This is a genomic window from Oceanobacillus polygoni (assembly GCF_008304605.1).
Taxonomy (GTDB): Bacteria; Bacillota; Bacilli; order Bacillales; family Amphibacillaceae; genus Oceanobacillus; species Oceanobacillus polygoni.
Genome location: NZ_PIJY01000001.1, coordinates 33,569 through 49,508 on the forward strand (window position 1 = coordinate 33,569; position 15,940 = coordinate 49,508).

General features: G+C 38.8%; 15 protein-coding genes. 6 read left to right on the forward strand and 9 right to left on the reverse strand.

Features of this window, described 5'->3' with window-relative positions; all coding sequences use genetic code 11:
• Window positions 1-6 precede the first annotated feature (6 nt).
• A complete protein-coding gene (locus tag F1560_RS00190; protein ID WP_245347787.1) occupies window positions 7-852 on the reverse strand; it encodes a transporter substrate-binding domain-containing protein in 846 nt (281 codons plus the stop codon).
• A 238-nt stretch (window positions 853-1,090) separates the two neighbouring features.
• On the opposite strand from F1560_RS00190, the gene F1560_RS00195 reads away from it, so the two are divergent.
• Entirely contained in the window at window positions 1,091-3,019 is a 1,929-nt protein-coding gene (locus F1560_RS00195) for a heavy metal translocating P-type ATPase (protein WP_149472662.1), read from the forward strand.
• Between the two features lie 39 nt (window positions 3,020-3,058).
• On the opposite strand, the gene F1560_RS00200 is transcribed toward F1560_RS00195, so the two are convergent.
• From F1560_RS00200 to F1560_RS00210, 3 genes are all read right to left on the reverse strand, one after another.
• On the reverse strand, window positions 3,059-3,880 hold the full coding sequence (locus F1560_RS00200; RefSeq protein ID WP_149472663.1) for a YihY/virulence factor BrkB family protein: 822 nt from the start codon (window positions 3,878-3,880) through the stop codon (window positions 3,059-3,061).
• An 84-nt stretch (window positions 3,881-3,964) separates the two neighbouring features.
• Window positions 3,965-4,252 (reverse strand): YtxH domain-containing protein, encoded by a 288-nt coding sequence (locus F1560_RS00205; RefSeq protein WP_149472664.1) that lies wholly within the window; start codon window positions 4,250-4,252, stop codon window positions 3,965-3,967.
• 14 nt (window positions 4,253-4,266) lie between these two features.
• Window positions 4,267-4,746, reverse strand: a complete 480-nt coding sequence (locus tag F1560_RS00210) for a low molecular weight protein-tyrosine-phosphatase (RefSeq protein ID WP_149472665.1) — start codon at window positions 4,744-4,746, stop codon at window positions 4,267-4,269.
• 266 nt (window positions 4,747-5,012) lie between these two features.
• Between F1560_RS00210 and F1560_RS00215 the strand changes: the two genes are divergently transcribed.
• Window positions 5,013-6,374, forward strand: coding sequence for an alanine/glycine:cation symporter family protein (locus F1560_RS00215; protein ID WP_149472666.1), 1,362 nt, complete (start codon window positions 5,013-5,015; stop codon window positions 6,372-6,374).
• A gap of 379 nt (window positions 6,375-6,753) precedes the next feature.
• Here the strand turns inward: F1560_RS00215 and F1560_RS00220 are convergent, their stop codons facing one another.
• Both F1560_RS00220 and F1560_RS00225 read right to left on the reverse strand, forming a co-directional pair.
• Window positions 6,754-7,749, reverse strand: coding sequence for a glutaminase (locus tag F1560_RS00220; protein ID WP_149472667.1), 996 nt, complete (start codon window positions 7,747-7,749; stop codon window positions 6,754-6,756).
• A 248-nt stretch (window positions 7,750-7,997) separates the two neighbouring features.
• On the reverse strand, window positions 7,998-8,810 hold the full coding sequence (locus tag F1560_RS00225; protein WP_149472668.1) for a CAP domain-containing protein: 813 nt from the start codon (window positions 8,808-8,810) through the stop codon (window positions 7,998-8,000).
• A gap of 724 nt (window positions 8,811-9,534) precedes the next feature.
• Between F1560_RS00225 and mreBH the strand changes: the two genes are divergently transcribed.
• The 4 genes from mreBH (at window position 9,535) to F1560_RS00245 (ending at window position 13,785) form a co-directional block, all read left to right on the forward strand.
• Window positions 9,535-10,542, forward strand: coding sequence for a rod-share determining protein MreBH (gene mreBH, locus F1560_RS00230; protein WP_149472669.1), 1,008 nt, complete (start codon window positions 9,535-9,537; stop codon window positions 10,540-10,542).
• Window positions 10,543-10,849: 307 nt separating this feature from the next.
• Window positions 10,850-12,007: a CaiB/BaiF CoA transferase family protein gene (locus tag F1560_RS00235; protein ID WP_149472670.1), complete on the forward strand. Its 1,158-nt coding sequence runs from the start codon at window positions 10,850-10,852 to the stop codon at window positions 12,005-12,007.
• 16 nt (window positions 12,008-12,023) lie between these two features.
• Window positions 12,024-13,229: an acyl-CoA dehydrogenase family protein gene (locus F1560_RS00240; RefSeq protein ID WP_149472671.1), complete on the forward strand. Its 1,206-nt coding sequence runs from the start codon at window positions 12,024-12,026 to the stop codon at window positions 13,227-13,229.
• A gap of 172 nt (window positions 13,230-13,401) precedes the next feature.
• Window positions 13,402-13,785, forward strand: coding sequence for a DUF4183 domain-containing protein (locus tag F1560_RS00245; RefSeq protein WP_149472672.1), 384 nt, complete (start codon window positions 13,402-13,404; stop codon window positions 13,783-13,785).
• Between the two features lie 48 nt (window positions 13,786-13,833).
• Here F1560_RS00245 and F1560_RS00250 read toward each other — a convergent pair whose 3' ends face one another.
• From F1560_RS00250 to F1560_RS00260, 3 genes are all read right to left on the reverse strand, one after another.
• Window positions 13,834-14,154 (reverse strand): DUF4183 domain-containing protein, encoded by a 321-nt coding sequence (locus F1560_RS00250; protein ID WP_149472673.1) that lies wholly within the window; start codon window positions 14,152-14,154, stop codon window positions 13,834-13,836.
• Between the two features lie 248 nt (window positions 14,155-14,402).
• Window positions 14,403-14,717 (reverse strand): DUF3870 domain-containing protein, encoded by a 315-nt coding sequence (locus F1560_RS00255; RefSeq protein WP_149472674.1) that lies wholly within the window; start codon window positions 14,715-14,717, stop codon window positions 14,403-14,405.
• 32 nt (window positions 14,718-14,749) lie between these two features.
• Window positions 14,750-15,928, reverse strand: a complete 1,179-nt coding sequence (locus F1560_RS00260) for a saccharopine dehydrogenase family protein (RefSeq protein ID WP_149472675.1) — start codon at window positions 15,926-15,928, stop codon at window positions 14,750-14,752.
• Between the last annotated feature and the right edge of the window lie 12 nt (window positions 15,929-15,940).

Consider the following 15,940-nt stretch of genomic DNA (forward strand, 5'->3'; position numbering starts at 1 on the left):
AAAGCCTTACAGTTTAAGACCTTCTATTTCCTCAATATCGCCTTCTGGTTTTTCAGAGGCATCTTCCTCATAAAACTGGATTGCGAGCTCTGATAATGTTCCATCTTCACGCATTTCATTTAATACACGGTTAATCTCTTCGGTTAACTTGTCAGCATCTTTTGGTATAACAACCGCCTGTTCAGTTGGATGGAATTTTAATGTTGGATGCAAATGCAAATCAAAATCAGGAAACGCTGCTACGCCAAACTTTGTTAAATAATAATCATTTATAACTACATCTGTACGTGCATTACTGACATCGCTTAAATATGCTTCATTTGGAGCGTTTCCATAAGTCACAACTTCTGCACCAAAGTGTTCCGCAATTTGACTGTAAATTGTTGTTGCTCCACCACCAGCTTTTTTACCTTCTAAATCTTCTAATGACTCGATTCCAGAGTTATCCGATTCACGAACTGCCATGGTCGAATAAGAGTATTTATAAGGCTCACTGAAGTTAAATTGTTCTTTTCTAGAATCTGTAGGCTCAATATCATTCGCTGCTACATCAATTCTTCCACTTTGAATTGCTGGAAGCATACTATCAATTCCCATAATTTCAAAGCTAACGTCAAGATCTAAACGATTTGCGATCTCACGCATTACTTCCACATCATATCCTGTTAATTCATCATTCTCATCATAATAAGACGCAGCAATTAGTGTACCAGAAGTACCAACAACGAGTTCCCCTGCATCTTGAACTTCTTCCCATCTTTCATCTTCAGTGGCTGTATCTCCAGAATTGCCACATGCACTTAACACAGTAATAACAGCTAAAAGCATTAAAAACAATCTAAACTTATTCAACCAAAGCACCCCTTTGTTATATATAATTTTCAAAAGTAATTGTAACAGAATTAAGTTGCTAAGACAACGAAATGTATTCTGTTTTAAAAGATTATATTAAAAAATTGTAACAATTACCCTGTTGCTAAAAAATTTAACTAAAGTTTATGTTGACTCTCGTTTTATTCTTGATATAATAATAAATATCTAATTATAATAATTATAAATAAGTAACAGTTATTAAAAGGAGGAAACTGTCATGACTACAGATACTTTAGAACTGAAACGTACAACAAGGAAAACTCCAATTTCCAAAATAAAAACATTTCCCATTTATGAGCATCACGAATTAATTGCTGCATTGTTCAGCGGAATACTACTACTTATAGCATGGATTTTTAAAGACCAATTATCCTCCGTCATTTGGATCACACTGCACGGGCTAGCATTCACCATTGGTGGATATGCGAAAGCGAAAGAGGGCATTACAGATACGATTCAAACAAAGAAATTAAATGTAGAAATATTAATGATTCTAGCCGCTATCGGAGCTGTAGCAATCGGTTATTGGACAGAAGCTGCTATCTTAATTTTCATTTTCGCATTATCTGGCGCACTGGAAACCTATTCGATGAACAAAAGTAATCAAGCAATCTCATCCTTAATGGAATTACAACCAGAACAGGCTTTACTACTGCAGGGAAATCAAGAAACGACTATACCTGTTTCCCAGCTAAAAATTGGTGATTTCATTCTTGTAAGAGCCGGCGAGCGCATTCCAGCCGATGGGGTTATTGTTAAGGGCGCATCTACTATCGATGAAAGTACGATTACCGGAGAGTCCATGCCAATGTACAAACATAACCAATATGATGTGTACGCAGGAACTGTAGCCCTAGATGGTACATTAACAATAAAAATTACAACAAAACCAAATGAAACATTGTTCCAAAAAATTATCGAACTTGTCCAATCTGCACAAGAAGAGAAATCAACCTCACAGCTGTTTATTGAAAAGTTCGAGAGCACCTACGTATATGTAGTATTAGCAATTGTAGCTGTCATGATGTTTCTCCCATACCTTTTATTTAACTGGACACTTTCTGATAGTATTTACCGGGCAATGGTGTTACTAGTTGTAGCTTCTCCTTGTGCACTCGTTGCTTCCATCTCACCTGCAACCTTATCCGCTATATCGAATGCTGCAAGGAAAGGGATTCTATTTAAAGGTGGTGTACATCTTGAGAATTTAAGCAACATCCAAGCTATTGCATTGGATAAAACCGGGACACTTACAAAAGGGAAGCCAGCCGTAACAAATGTATATATGGATAAAACTGTTGATGAAAAAGAAATCATGTCCATTATTGGGGCTATTGAAAAAGAATCGACACACCCAATTGCCAAAGCAATAACTGCTTATTGTTTAGATAAGACTGGAAGCTTAACACCTACTGAGATTACACATTTAAAGAACATTAGCGGAAAAGGAATCATTGCAACAGTAGGTAATAATGTGTGGAAAATCGGTAAGGGAGATTTCGTAGGAAAAGAGCTAGCAGAGGCCTTTCAACATCAATACGCAGACAAACAGTCTGTCACTGGAAAAACATCTACCTTCATTCAAATAAATGAGCAAATTATCGGTATGTTTATCCTAAAAGACACAATCAGAGAATCAGCAAAAGAAGCTATTCATAAATTAAAGACGAATGGCATTGAAACAATTATGCTTACTGGTGACAATGAATTGACGGCTAAAACAGTAGCCGAGGAAGTTGGCATAAATCAATACAAGGCCAATTGCCTTCCACAGGATAAGGTTGAATACGTCAAATCGTTCAGGAAGAAATACAAAACGATGGCAATGGTCGGAGATGGCATTAATGACGCCCCTGCTTTAGCCAATGCGAATGTAAGTATCGCTATGGGAGAAGGAACAGACATCGCTCTCGATACAGCAGATATGGTATTGATGAAAAATGACTTAACAAAAATTACAAATGCAATTCATGTATCCAAACGAATGAACCGTATTATCAAGCAGAATATCATCTTTTCATTAAGCATCATTTTATTGCTTGTTCTTACAAATTACTTCCAAATGATTGATTTACCACTCGGTGTTATTGGTCATGAAGGAAGCACTATCCTCGTTATTTTAAATAGTTTGCGACTGCTTAAATAGCTGATCTCATAGGAGACAGCTATTTTTTCCCACCATAGATCATGTACGTCTATATACTTTTTCTATAAACGCATTTAATACACCGCCAAGGATAATAATGATGCCAAATAAATAAAACCAGAACATGAGAATGATGACGACCCCAAGACTTCCATAAGTAGCGGAATAATCACCAATCGTATTGACGTAGAAGGAAAACACCCATGACACAAACTGCCAGCTTATCGTGGCAAATGCAGTACCTACAATAACATTTTTAAAGTAAATTCGTTTATGTGGAGCTAGTTTATAGAGAAAGAGGAGTACAATAAAGAAGATCGCAGAGGAAATTCCCCAGCGGAACGTTTCCCAGGTTTGCAAAAAGTCTTCTGACAAACCAAATATGGAAAACAAATACAAACCAATCATCCTTCCAAACACTGGTAAAATTAATGCGATGATAATGACGATTACGATGGCAATGGTAAGTAATATCGCAATAAGTCGTCCAAAAAAGAACGAGCGATTATTCTCAATTTCATACGCTCGATTAAATGCTTTTGTAATGGCATTAACTCCATTCGAGGCAGCCCAGAGTGTACCAATAATCCCGATAGAGAGCAGCCCGCCATTTTGTTGGTTTAGCATTTGACCAATATTATTATTGATCAATTCCATTACTTGCGGAGGCGCATAGGTTGCAATCGTATCTAAAATCACTTGAGCATCAAGCGGTAAATATCCAATTAAATTTAATAGAAATAATAAAAATGGGAACAGTGACAACAGAAAAAAATATGCTAACTGTGCAGCAAGACCAAACACATCAACCTTTTCGACGCGCTGATAGAACTGCTTCCCAAGAATTAGTATTTTTTTCACGTTCACTCGCTCCCATAAATTCAATATAGTAATGATCCGTTCCGTTTTAAAGAAACTTTCAGGACATCCTCTACATTACTATATTTAGTTTACCTCTTTTTTATTCGTAACCTTTTCTAATGTTGATTCTACTTGCTCTAGAGCATTGATTGCATTCTCTGCACCACTTGCAATCGTTTGATTTAATTCGTCAAACGTATTACGCAAGCTATGAATTGCTTCAGAAGGGTTGCTAATAAAGTGAGATGAGCATGATTTTGCTGCGTCAAATCTTCCTCTCGCATAGCTTCTCGTATCTCTGTCTAATAATGCGACAACTCCACCTGCCACAGCTCCAATTGTCATACTTAAAATGATTCTACGTTTACCCATTTCCATTCTCTCCTTTAAGCAATATGATATGTATGCCTGATAGATTTTAGTAAATGAACACACCCGTTTAAAACTAACTGGTAGGTGTACTCAAAATTCCCCGTATAATATGGATCTGGAACATTCACATCTTCTGGATTTTCGACAAAATCCATTAATTTCGCGACTGTCACTGAATTATCAAGCACCTTTCGGATGTTGTTCAGATTGGCTATGTTCTGATCATCCATTGCAATAATGTAATCAAAGTCATCCCAATCCTGTTCCTTCACTTGTCGTGCGAACATGCCCTCATACGAAATGGCTTCACGGTCTAATAATTTTCTTGTTCCTTCATGTGGTATATTTCCAACATGCCAATCACCAGTACCTCCTGAATCCACTTTAATTCTATCAGAAAGTCCTTCCTTTTCCACTAAATCACGAAAAATAGCTTCTGCCATTGGCGACCTGCAAATATTACCTAAACAAACAAATAGTACACGAATGTCCATGATGATAACTCCCTTCTCCATTTTCTATTATAAGCAATTTAATGGTTCATAAGCAAAAAATTATAAATAGGAATGGATGGTTTTTTGTTTTATTATGTCGAAACCTTTTGAGAAATCGTTATTAGCTAAGGCTTTTGTCGATTGATTTTGTAGCATTTAAGTAGTTCAGAAAGGTTTTATAACCTAAAATAACTTTTATTTCCTCTTGACAACTCATCCAATTTTCGAAATATTAGTAAGTATAAATAATAAAGGGGGATGATTGAATGATAGGGTTTTTAGAACAAGTAAGTGCATTTGTTTGGGGACCGCCATTATTAATTCTTATTGTTGGAACAGGGATCTACTTAACTTTAAGACTTGGCTTCGTACAAATTCTGTTACCAACAGCGTTATTAAACGCATTTAGTCGCAAAAAGCAAGATAAGTTGTCAGATGGAGATATTTCCCATTACCAAGCCTTAACCACTCAAATGGCGGCAACAATCGGAACCGGTAACATTGTAGGGGTAGCTACAGCTGTTATTGCAGGGGGACCAGGAGCCGTATTTTGGATGTGGGTCATGGCAATTTTTGGTATGGCAACAAAATACGCGGAAGCCGTGCTCGCTGTAAAGTACAGGGTCAAAGGTGAGGATGGACAAATGTCCGGGGGACCGATGTACTACCTTGAAAGAGGCTTAAAATTAAAATGGCTAGCTGTTGCATTTGCGATTTTTGGATCAATTGCAGCATTCGGAATTGGTAACATGGTACAAACAAACGCCGTGTCCGCTGCTGCCGAGAATTCATTTAACATCCCGACATGGGTTACTGGAATTATTCTTGCTATTGTTACTGCATTGGTTATTCTCGGTGGAATTAAAAGTATTGGACGTGTAACTGCTTTCTTTGTACCAATCATGGCTGTATTTTATATTATCGGTGGCTTAATTATCATGACGCTTAACTTTGATATTGTTCCAGCTGCTATTAATCTCATCCTAACAGATGCATTTACTGCGAGCGCTGTCGGTGGTGGTATCCTAGGTACGGTTATCCGATACGGAGTTGCACGTGGGATTTTCTCAAACGAAGCAGGTCTTGGCTCTGCTCCAATTGCAGCTGCTGCCGCAAAAACAGACTACCCAGGAAGACAAGGTCTCGTTTCAATGACCCAGGTATTTATCGATACAATCATTGTTTGTAGTATCACTGGAATTACGATTGTTATGGCAGATCTGCATCAAACTGGTGTAGCAGGTGGTGCCTTAACTGGTGAGTCCTTTGGTGTATTCTTAGGAACGCCTGGAGTCTTAATTGTAAGTATCACGACAATCCTATTTGCTTATTCTACGGTTATTGCCTGGTCCTATTACGGAGAAAAGTGCCTTAACTATTTATTCAAGAGTCCAAAAGCGGTTACAATCTATCGCGTCGTGTGGGTTGTTGCTGTTTTCTTTGGCGCAACTACAGTTATTGATATCGTGTGGCTATTTTCCGACATTTTTAATGCATTAATGGCGATACCTAACTTAATCGGACTCCTCGGACTATCTGGCGTCGTAGCTTATGAAACGAAGCGATTCTTGAAAGTAGCTAAAGAAGAAAGAGAGCAAGAAAGAGCTGCGAAATCGAAATCTGCTTAAAGCACAAAAGCGGAAGCGCCCGGTTAGAGACGTACGGACTGCGCCCCGTACTGTGGGGGGGACATTCTTATGGAGGAGATAAAGGAAACATGCCCCTTTACGATGTTAGGAGTAGCCTGATTTTAATCAGCCATCCTTTTACCTAGAGTCAATGCCCGATTTCACCGCAAGGGTATGAGTGCGACTAAGCCTCTGGCACAGCCAGTCGGCAAGTCTTCTTTATCGTGTCGAGAGGTGAGGGAGTCTCGCTAGTTGCTGGGCGCTGGAGCTGGACGTGAACCGGGGATATTCGTTCATTCGAATATCCCCGGTTCTCACATGTCCACGAAGCGTTAAAACTGTACATCTCCGCATCTCTGACTGGGTACTTGCACCTTTCTTAAAACAAGCTTAAATCCCACTGATTCGCGATATGTCTCAACAATTTAATACCACCAATACTATTCCCCTGCAGATCAAGAGCAGGTCCAAAAACGCCGATTCCACACCCATCTAAGAATGGAAGTTCCTCGTCTCTTACTCTTGGTGGGACGACTGCTACAATTCCACCGGATACACCACTCTTGGCAGGAATACCAACATATGCAGCGAATTTCCCTGAAGCATCATACATTCCACACGTGAGCATCAATGCTTTTACTAGACGCGCAACAGATCGTGGTATAATCTCTTCTTCTGTATTTGGATCAAGTCCATCATTGGAGAGTACTAACCCAATTTTAGCTAAATCATCTATTGTTATCTCTATCGAACATTGTTTAAAATATGTCTCCAACGTAATTCCAAGGTCAGATTCCAAATAGCCGCCCTCTAATAAATAGTAACCGATTGATCGATTCCTCATCGATGTATCACGTTCTGATTCATATGCATCTACATTTACTTCCGGCCGATAACCAATCATTTTTTCCATTAAAATAAAAAGTGACTCTAGCTTCTGATCGGATGTTTTTCCACTTAATAAAGAAGATACAGTGATTGCTCCGGAATTAACTAGTGGATTAAATGGCTTCTTCGGCTGCTTCATTTCGAGATGCATAATAGAATTAAACGCTTCTCCAGTAGGTTCCACATCCACTCTATTTAATACATAGGAAAGCCCCCTATCCATACAGGCAGCAATAAAGGTCAATACCTTAGAAATACTTTGGATTGTAAATTTTTCTTCTGTATCACCTGACTTTATCGTTACACCATTTTTCCCAATAATCGATATACCTAGTGCGTGTTGATCAGCCTCTGCCAAAATCGGTATATACGTGGCAACCTCACCATCCACCGTTTGCTTTTTATAGAAGTTAATCCAACTGTCAACATAATCCTGAAGCCATTCTTTCGTCAATTCTGTGTTTAAGTTAACAGATCCTTGTACCATCATTACCCACCTCATTAACAGTATGTGCATCGAAACAAGTTTGTATCTATGTATACCCTAAAATGTGCTACTATATAGCTTTTATAATAACAGCTTTTCATGTAGTTGCTACTATACGGCAGGAAGAATTAGTTACACGATTGAATGCGGGGCATGAGTCCTATTGTTTTTATGCGTGAAAAATTGTGAACATCAGCTTTTAAGCATAAAAAAAAGAGACCAGCTAAAAGCTAGTCTCTAACAATATATTATTTACCGATGAATTGTTGTGTCCAATGGTTACCTTGTTCTACATATCCTACTCCGATATGAGTATACTCACCATTTAAGATGTTTGCACGGTGACCTTCACTATTCATCCACGCATTCACAACTTCTTCTGGAGTTTGTTGACCTTTAGCAATGTTCTCTCCAGCTGTACGGTATGAGATACCGTAGCTCTTCATCATGTCAAACGGTGAACCATGGTTCGGGCTGTTGTGATCAAAGTAGTTGCTTGTTGCCATATCGCGGGATTTTTCGCGAGCTACTTTACTTAATTCTGTGTCAATTTCTAATGCAGCTAAACCATTTTTTGCTCTTTCTTGGTTTGTTAACTCTACTACTTCTTGTTCAAACTGACTTAATTCCTGTGAAGTTTCTTGATTTTGATTTGATTGCTCTTCTTTTTGAGCTGGTTGCTGTACAGGTGTTGCAGCTTCTTGTTCTTTAGCTGGAGCTTCAGCTTGCTCTGGTGCTTCTTGTTTTGCTGGAGTTTCAGCTTGCTCTGGTGCTTCTTGTTTTGCTGGAGTTTCAGCTTGCTCTTGATTTTGTTCTTTTGCTGGAACAGATTTCCAGTCTATATTTTTCCAATCAAGCTCGCCATTCAATACCTTATTAATAAGGCCTTGGATATCTCCCTCTGATACAGTTCCAGTTTGTCCATTTACTGAATAATAGACTTTATATGAAGGGTTAGTTGCTTGATCTTGATTTGCTGACGCATCAGCAGTAGATGTAAATGCTCCGCCAAGTAATAGCGCAGTTGATAATGCAGTAGCGATTCCTACTTTCTTAAACATCTTTGTTACACTCTCCTTTTGGTTTTGTTGTTTCTTGCAAAATCATCATAGCACGGGATTTTTGTAATATTTGAGGAAGGGTTTTCCAAACTAGAAAAATAGGTATCGATAATTTTACCTAGTAAACTCGAAACCTTGTATTTCATAGTAAAGCCCTAAACCCTAAATTCGGCTAAATAGGTAAAAGTTCAACATAAAGGAAAAAATTAGTACGAAATTACGGTTGACACCTTTTAGATCAAGGGTTTATATTACAGATTGCAATGATTTGTAAACAAACTGTCACTTGCATTTCCCCCACTAAATGTTTTAATTTTAAGAGTAACGTTCTTTATTATAGTAGAATAGTAGATAGGAAAGAAAAATTTTTATCTACTTGAAGATGCATCAAATGGCATATGCTCAAGTGCATTTTTTCCTAATATAAATATGGGAGCAATATTTAAACTACATTCGGGTATATAACCTAAAAAAGTAATTTCCTATTTATATACACTTTTAAAGAGTACTTTACAATGACGTAGGAAGTTTATACTGTTATTCCTACATAGCTTTTTAAACTTCTCTAGTACGAAACAAATGTGACATTTCTCTCAGAACACTTCTGAGAGAACTAATCAGCTTTTAGGGGCAGAACCCCTACTATATTTTGACCTTATAATAAACGGGATTACTGCCCCTTAATCTACGATAAAATAAATTGCCATCATTGGAGGAACCTATTATGTTTTCAAACGCGGAAATTGGAATTGATCTTGGAACAGCAAATATACTTGTCTATTCAAAAACAAAAGGAATCGTTTTAAATGAGCCATCTGTTGTAGCGATTGATATTGAAACAAAAAAAGTTGTAGCAGTTGGTGCGGAAGCAAAAGAAATGGTCGGTAAAACACCCAAAAATATTGTACCTATTCGCCCTTTAAGAGATGGCGTTATCGCGGACTATGATGTTACGGCCCAAATGCTGAGGGAGCTATTGAAAAAAGTAAGTAAAACGCTTGGGATGTCTATGCGTAAGCCAACTGTTGTTGTTTGTACCCCTTCAGGCAGTACGACAGTAGAAAGACGTGCAATCCATAATGCGGTAACAAGCTACGGTGCAAAGCATGTACATTTAATTGAAGAACCAGTTGCAGCTGCGATTGGTGCAGATTTACCAGTCGATGAACCAATTGCTAATGTAGTCGTTGATATTGGTGGAGGAACTTCTGAGGTAGGTATTATTTCCTTCGGAGGAGTTGTCTCTTGTAATTCAGTACGCACTGCTGGAGACAAAATGGATGATGAAATCATTCAACATATCCGCAAAACGTATAATATTCTAATTGGGGAACGCACTGCTGAAAATATAAAAATGGAAATCGGTTATGCTCACCCGAATCATAAAGAAGTGACGATGGATATTCGCGGTCGTGATATGGTAACTGGTTTACCTAAAACCATCGAAATAACGTCGACAGAAATTTATAATGCGATTAAAGAATCACTTGAACAAATCCTAGAGGCAATTCGCGCTACATTAGAGGACTGCCCTCCAGAGTTAAGTGGAGATATTGTTGACCATGGAATTGTTTTAACAGGTGGAGGCGCCCTTTTAAATGGAATGCAGGAATGGCTTGCTAATGAAATTAGTGTCCCAGTCCATATGGCACCAAATCCACTTGAATCGGTAGCGATCGGTACTGGACGCGCTATAAAAATGATTACCAAACTACAAAAAGCAGCGAAATAATAAGTAAAAGCTAGCTTCAGAGAGATTATCTTTGAAGCTAGCTTTTTTGCCCCAATATTATTTTTAAACAGTCATCAAAAATACATTTACAAATTATTCAGAATAAAGTATACTGAATTATAATACTGTGAAATACGTATGCCACGTAATCGTACACGGTACAATAAAGTGAATTTCCATAACTGCCTAATTTGTTCACATCCCATTAACCAGGTATGTTCCAACAAATAAAAGCCAGTTCGAACAAAATTGCAGCAACCCTGCATTTGTTTGAGCTGGCTTTTTTACTTTAGAAAGGAGGAATTACATGTCTGGTGCATTAAACAACATTAAAATTCTAGACCTATCACGAGTGCTTGCAGGACCCTACTGTACGATGATTCTCGGCGATCTTGGTGCAGAAATAATAAAAGTCGAGGCACCTGGTGGAAGTGATGAGACTCGAGGGTGGGGACCGCCTTTCCAAAACGGAGTAAGCGCCTATTACCTTTGTGCGAATCGAAACAAGAAAAGCATTACCGTCAATTTAAAAACAGAAGAAGGAATTGCCCAGATCAAACAATTAATTACAGAGTCAGATGTTATTGTCAATAACTTTAAAGTTGGAACGATGGACCGATTCGGACTCGATTACGACACCGTCCGAGAACTGAATCCTGCCATTGTCTACTGCTCCATCACTGGCTTCGGGGAAACAGGACCATATAAGCATATGCCAGGATATGACTTCATTATCCAAGCGATGAGTGGATTAATGAGTATTACTGGCACGGAAGCATCTGGTCCACAGAAAATGGGAGTTGCCATTACCGATATCTTAACTGGACTCTATGCCTGCATCGGAATCCAAGCCGCACTGATTGAACGGACCAATTCAGGTAAAGGTCAAAATCTAGACCTTTCCTTGTATGATTCAGCCGTAAGCGCTTTAGTCAATATCGGCAGTAATTACTTGATGTCTGGGAACATCCCGACAGCTCTTGGCAATCATCATGCCAATATCGTTCCATATCAAACCTTCAGCACAGCTGATGGGGAGATGGTGATTGCAGTTGGTAACGACAATCAATTTAAAAATCTATGTTGTCTATTAAATGTCCCCGATCTTAGTAGCGATAAGCGTTTTGAAAAAAATGCAGATCGTGTAAAGCATAGAGATTTACTTGTGCCACGGTTACAGGAAGTGTTTTCAACAAAGCCGACCGCATACTGGCTTGAAAAATGCCATACAAATAACATTCCATGCGGACCAATTCAAAATTTGGAAGAAATGAGTAATGATCAGCAACTGCATGATCGCGAAATGTTCGTTGATTACGAACATCCTACAGCAGGTTCTATAAAAATGGTTGGAAGTCCATTAAAACTATCTCGAACACCTGTCACTTATTCCCTTCACCCTCCTGATGCAGGTGAACATAATGAAGCGTTTCGCACAGACCTAAATGAAATGAAAAACAACTAAACGAGGAGATGAGCTTATGAATTTTGAATTTAATGAAGAACAAAAGATGCTGCGTGACACGGTAAGAAGCTTTACAGACAAGGAAATTATGCCATACATTGACGGGTGGGACCGAGAAGGAAAGTTTGACTTAAGCATATTGACGAGACTCGCAGATCTTGGGCTAATGGGTGTCTGCATCCCTGAAGCATATGGTGGCAGCGGAATGGATTACAACGCATTAGCTATCGTTTGTGAGGAACTAGAGCGAGGCGATACTGCCTTTCGTACTGCTGTCTCCGTGCATACAGGCTTAAATAGCATGACATTACTTCAATGGGGAACAGAGCAACAAAAGCAGAAATACCTTACTCCGCAGGCAAAAGGTGAAAAAATTGGTGCATTTGGTCTGACCGAGCCTGGAGCTGGTTCGGATGTTGCAGCTTTACAAACAACAGCTGTACGAGATGGTGACAACTATATTTTAAACGGTCAGAAAACATGGATATCACTTTGTGATATTGCCGATCATTTCATTGTTTTTGCTTACACTGGAGATCGCTCCCAAAAACATAAAGCTATTTCTGCTTTCATCGTGGAACGTTCACGGGAGGGCTTCTCTTCAAAGGCGATAAAAGGCAAACATGGTATTCGCTCCGGCAATACTGGCGAAATATTTTTCGAAAATATTAAGGTACCGAAAGAAAATCTGTTGGGCGAAGAAGGAGAAGGATTTAAAATTGCCATGTCAGCATTGGATAACGGTCGTTTTACAGTTGCTGCTGGTGCTGTCGGACAAATTATGGCTTGTTTAGAGGCTTCCGTGAAATACTGTCATGAACGGGAAACATTCGGCAAAGAAATTGGGAAACACCAACTCGTCCAACAAATGATTGCGAAGATGGAGGCCGGCTATCAAATGAGCCGTTTGCTCGTCTATCGGGCAGGTGAACTTAAAAACCAAGGAAAACGCAACACAAGAGAAACCTCTCTTGCTAAATGGCAAGCCTGTGACTTCGCTAATCAAGCAGCAGATGATGCCGTGCAAATTCACGGTGCTTACGGCTATTCCGATGAATATCCAGTAGAACGCTATTTACGAAATTCGAAAGCTCCAGTCATTTATGAAGGAACGCGTGAAATTCACACGATTATGCAGGCGGAGTATGTATTAGGCTATCGGGAAGATAAGCAGTTGAATAAAATGCTTCCTGCTTGGGAGGGAGAGACAGAGCGCGTTTGAAAAGAATAATAATCTATTTCCCCTAGCATCTTAAATGCTGGGGTTTTTACATGCTTCTAAAATGTGTACAAATACATCATTCAACATAGAAATGATGAACATATCTATGCATAACGATTTCTTATTCATATACTATTATGAAACAAATTTCAGATAGAAAGGAGAGACACGAATGGCATTACAGCTTATGAAATTATTTGTTTCTGCATCAACGGACACAGAGGTTACGCCAACGGTTGAAAAGTTTTTTTATGTAGCAGTAGCTGATACTGAACCAGGGGACACCTTAACGATTGATGCCGCTGATTTCTTTGATGATCTAGGTGCTGAAGTCGTTGAACTCCCAGAGTTAGCAGAGAACAATAGTTACTATCACCTATATATTAATGGGGTACTACAAATGCAGGATATCTCAACTTATACGCCTGGTGCAACGGGGGTTGGATCACTTAGTATTGAAGTACCTGCTGGTCCAGACTCCATATTAGCAGGAACACCAATCGTACTAGAAGTAGTCAACTTCGATACGAGTTCTACGACAGATATTACAACATAACTTCACCTGAAATGGGGTGGTCTAAGCCACCCCTTCATTACTTGATTACTATTGATGGATTGTAATAAATTGTAGAATGATTGGAGCTCCTTCTGGAGGTACATCACTTGTTTTTAATTGCAATATCCCTTCCTGAATCTCATAGGTAACTGGCGGCTGTAATACGCCATTAATAAAGAGATTTACATAGGAAACCGACTTCGGATCTAATATCCCACGATTACCATATTGTGTTAATTCATCTTTATTCGTATATAGAAGACTTTTCCCATCAGACAATGCATTATACTGATAAGTATCAACTTTATTGATTTTTTTAGCAGACTTTATCGGAATTTTAATACGAAACTCAGAACTTGTATTGACCATATCATATACACGTTGAGCGGAGACAATATGCTTTTTATAATGTTCTATTTCGGCCACCTGCCTCTGTTGATAAACTAGAAATATTACTCCTACATTCTATGATTCAACTAAGTGAATCGTTCAAAAAAAGACACCTAATTACAATCCAGAAAACAACTTGTGTAAAAGCGGAAAAAATCGAGTTTCACTAAATTTGCGCAACATAAAGAAGATGGCACACAATCAGTACCATCCCCTCTTACCTATTCTTATTTTGTCTCTATATAATTCATATATTGCTTATACAAATCATTTAAGGCGGAGGCAAGGGCATTGCCCGCTTTCCCTAAGTAGTGCTGTTTTACCGTTTCAATTGGTTTTTCTATCCCATCCTGCAAACTATAGCCTCTTAGCAATTGTTGAACAAATTCTCTTCCATGTTTCGTTGCTAATGTACAATTTGCGGCTACAATCACACCATATTTTTTATCAATTTCTGCTGTAATTGTTAATGTATCATAAATACTTTTAGCTGCCATCCCTGCCGGAAGTCTCGCGTGTCCTGCAATAAAAACGGTATTCACTGTTTTTCAAACCCCTTCATCATCTGTAACTCTTACTTTACCTTTACAGATTTCTTTTCCACGATTGTCTCTGTTTCTATAATATTCACGCCGCGTTTCATTAGCGCTTCAATATACTTCTGACCAGGGACAATCTGTTCTGGTGGGTATACACCCTTTTTCGTAATTGTTCCATCACCAATCATTTGCGCTACAATCGAAATCGTATTTGCGGTAGCTCGAGCCATCGCTGTTATATTTGTTTTTCGATCCTTATACGTAGTCATTTCGTAAGCATAAGCAGCTTCTGCCCCATCCTTGTCTCCAGAAACAATCACTCTTAATAAAACAGCATCATCTTTCTCGCCTAATTCAACGATTGGGTCAAGTACCTTCAAAAAAACATCACGTGGACGAATCATCTGACCATTGACTTCTACCTCATAATCGAGTTTCGTTAAATTTAAATCAACAAGCAGCTTAAATTTCTCCGCATGGCCTGGATAACGAATTGTCTTATATTCAAGTGTTTCAATATCTGGAAAGGATAAAGAGAGTGTCGATGTTCCACCAGATGTATGAAATGCTTCCAACGGGCCAAATCGTTCAAAATAAATCGGTTCTATCTCTGTTAGTGATGGAATTTCTTGCTTGACTCCCTTACGAATAATTAAGGATGGATCTGTATAATGATCGAAGACCCCTTCCATTGAAAATACATGATTATATTCAATTGGAGGATCTGGCTTTACAGGAATGCCACCAACATATAATTTAATCGACTTTACTTGATCAAGCTTGCTTGCACCATAGCCTGATAAAATATTAATCATCCCAGGTGCCACTCCAAGATCTGGAATGAGGGTAACTTGAGCTGTCTTCGCGTCATCCGCCATCTGCAGCACTTTATCGGTCATATGTCCGATATGTCCACCTAAATCTACGGCACTAACCCCTACCTCAATTGCAGTTTTAGCAACAATTTCATTAAATGAATAAAAAAGCGCATTAATCACCACATCAAATTGTCGAATAAAGGCTGCAAGCTCCTCTCGATTGCCTGCATTTACTTGATACGCCTTTAATTTCTTAGAATTCAACTGATTACATACTTGCTTCGCCCGTTCAATGTCAATATCGGCAAGCCCAACATTTGTTACGCCTGGACTCAAAACTAAATCCCGAACTGCTTCTTTTCCCATCAAGCCTGAACCTAATACACCTATCTTCATCCCGATTCACTC

Bases quoted from the DNA above. Each gene is read 5' to 3' on its own strand.
- F1560_RS00195 (WP_149472662.1), top strand. From the start codon at position 1,091: ATGACTACAGATACTTTAGAACTGAAACGTACAACAAGGAAAACTCCA.
- F1560_RS00205 (WP_149472664.1), bottom strand. From the start codon at position 4,252: ATGGGTAAACGTAGAATCATTTTAAGTATGACAATTGGAGCTGTGGCA.
- F1560_RS00210 (WP_149472665.1), bottom strand. From the start codon at position 4,746: ATGGACATTCGTGTACTATTTGTTTGTTTAGGTAATATTTGCAGGTCG.
- F1560_RS00215 (WP_149472666.1), top strand. From the start codon at position 5,013: ATGATAGGGTTTTTAGAACAAGTAAGTGCATTTGTTTGGGGACCGCCA.
- F1560_RS00220 (WP_149472667.1), bottom strand. From the start codon at position 7,749: ATGGTACAAGGATCTGTTAACTTAAACACAGAATTGACGAAAGAATGG.
- F1560_RS00225 (WP_149472668.1), bottom strand. From the start codon at position 8,810: ATGTTTAAGAAAGTAGGAATCGCTACTGCATTATCAACTGCGCTATTA.
- mreBH (WP_149472669.1), top strand. From the start codon at position 9,535: ATGTTTTCAAACGCGGAAATTGGAATTGATCTTGGAACAGCAAATATA.
- F1560_RS00235 (WP_149472670.1), top strand. From the start codon at position 10,850: ATGTCTGGTGCATTAAACAACATTAAAATTCTAGACCTATCACGAGTG.
- F1560_RS00240 (WP_149472671.1), top strand. From the start codon at position 12,024: ATGAATTTTGAATTTAATGAAGAACAAAAGATGCTGCGTGACACGGTA.
- F1560_RS00245 (WP_149472672.1), top strand. From the start codon at position 13,402: ATGGCATTACAGCTTATGAAATTATTTGTTTCTGCATCAACGGACACA.
- F1560_RS00250 (WP_149472673.1), bottom strand. From the start codon at position 14,154: ATGGTCAATACAAGTTCTGAGTTTCGTATTAAAATTCCGATAAAGTCT.
- F1560_RS00260 (WP_149472675.1), bottom strand. From the start codon at position 15,928: ATGAAGATAGGTGTATTAGGTTCAGGCTTGATGGGAAAAGAAGCAGTT.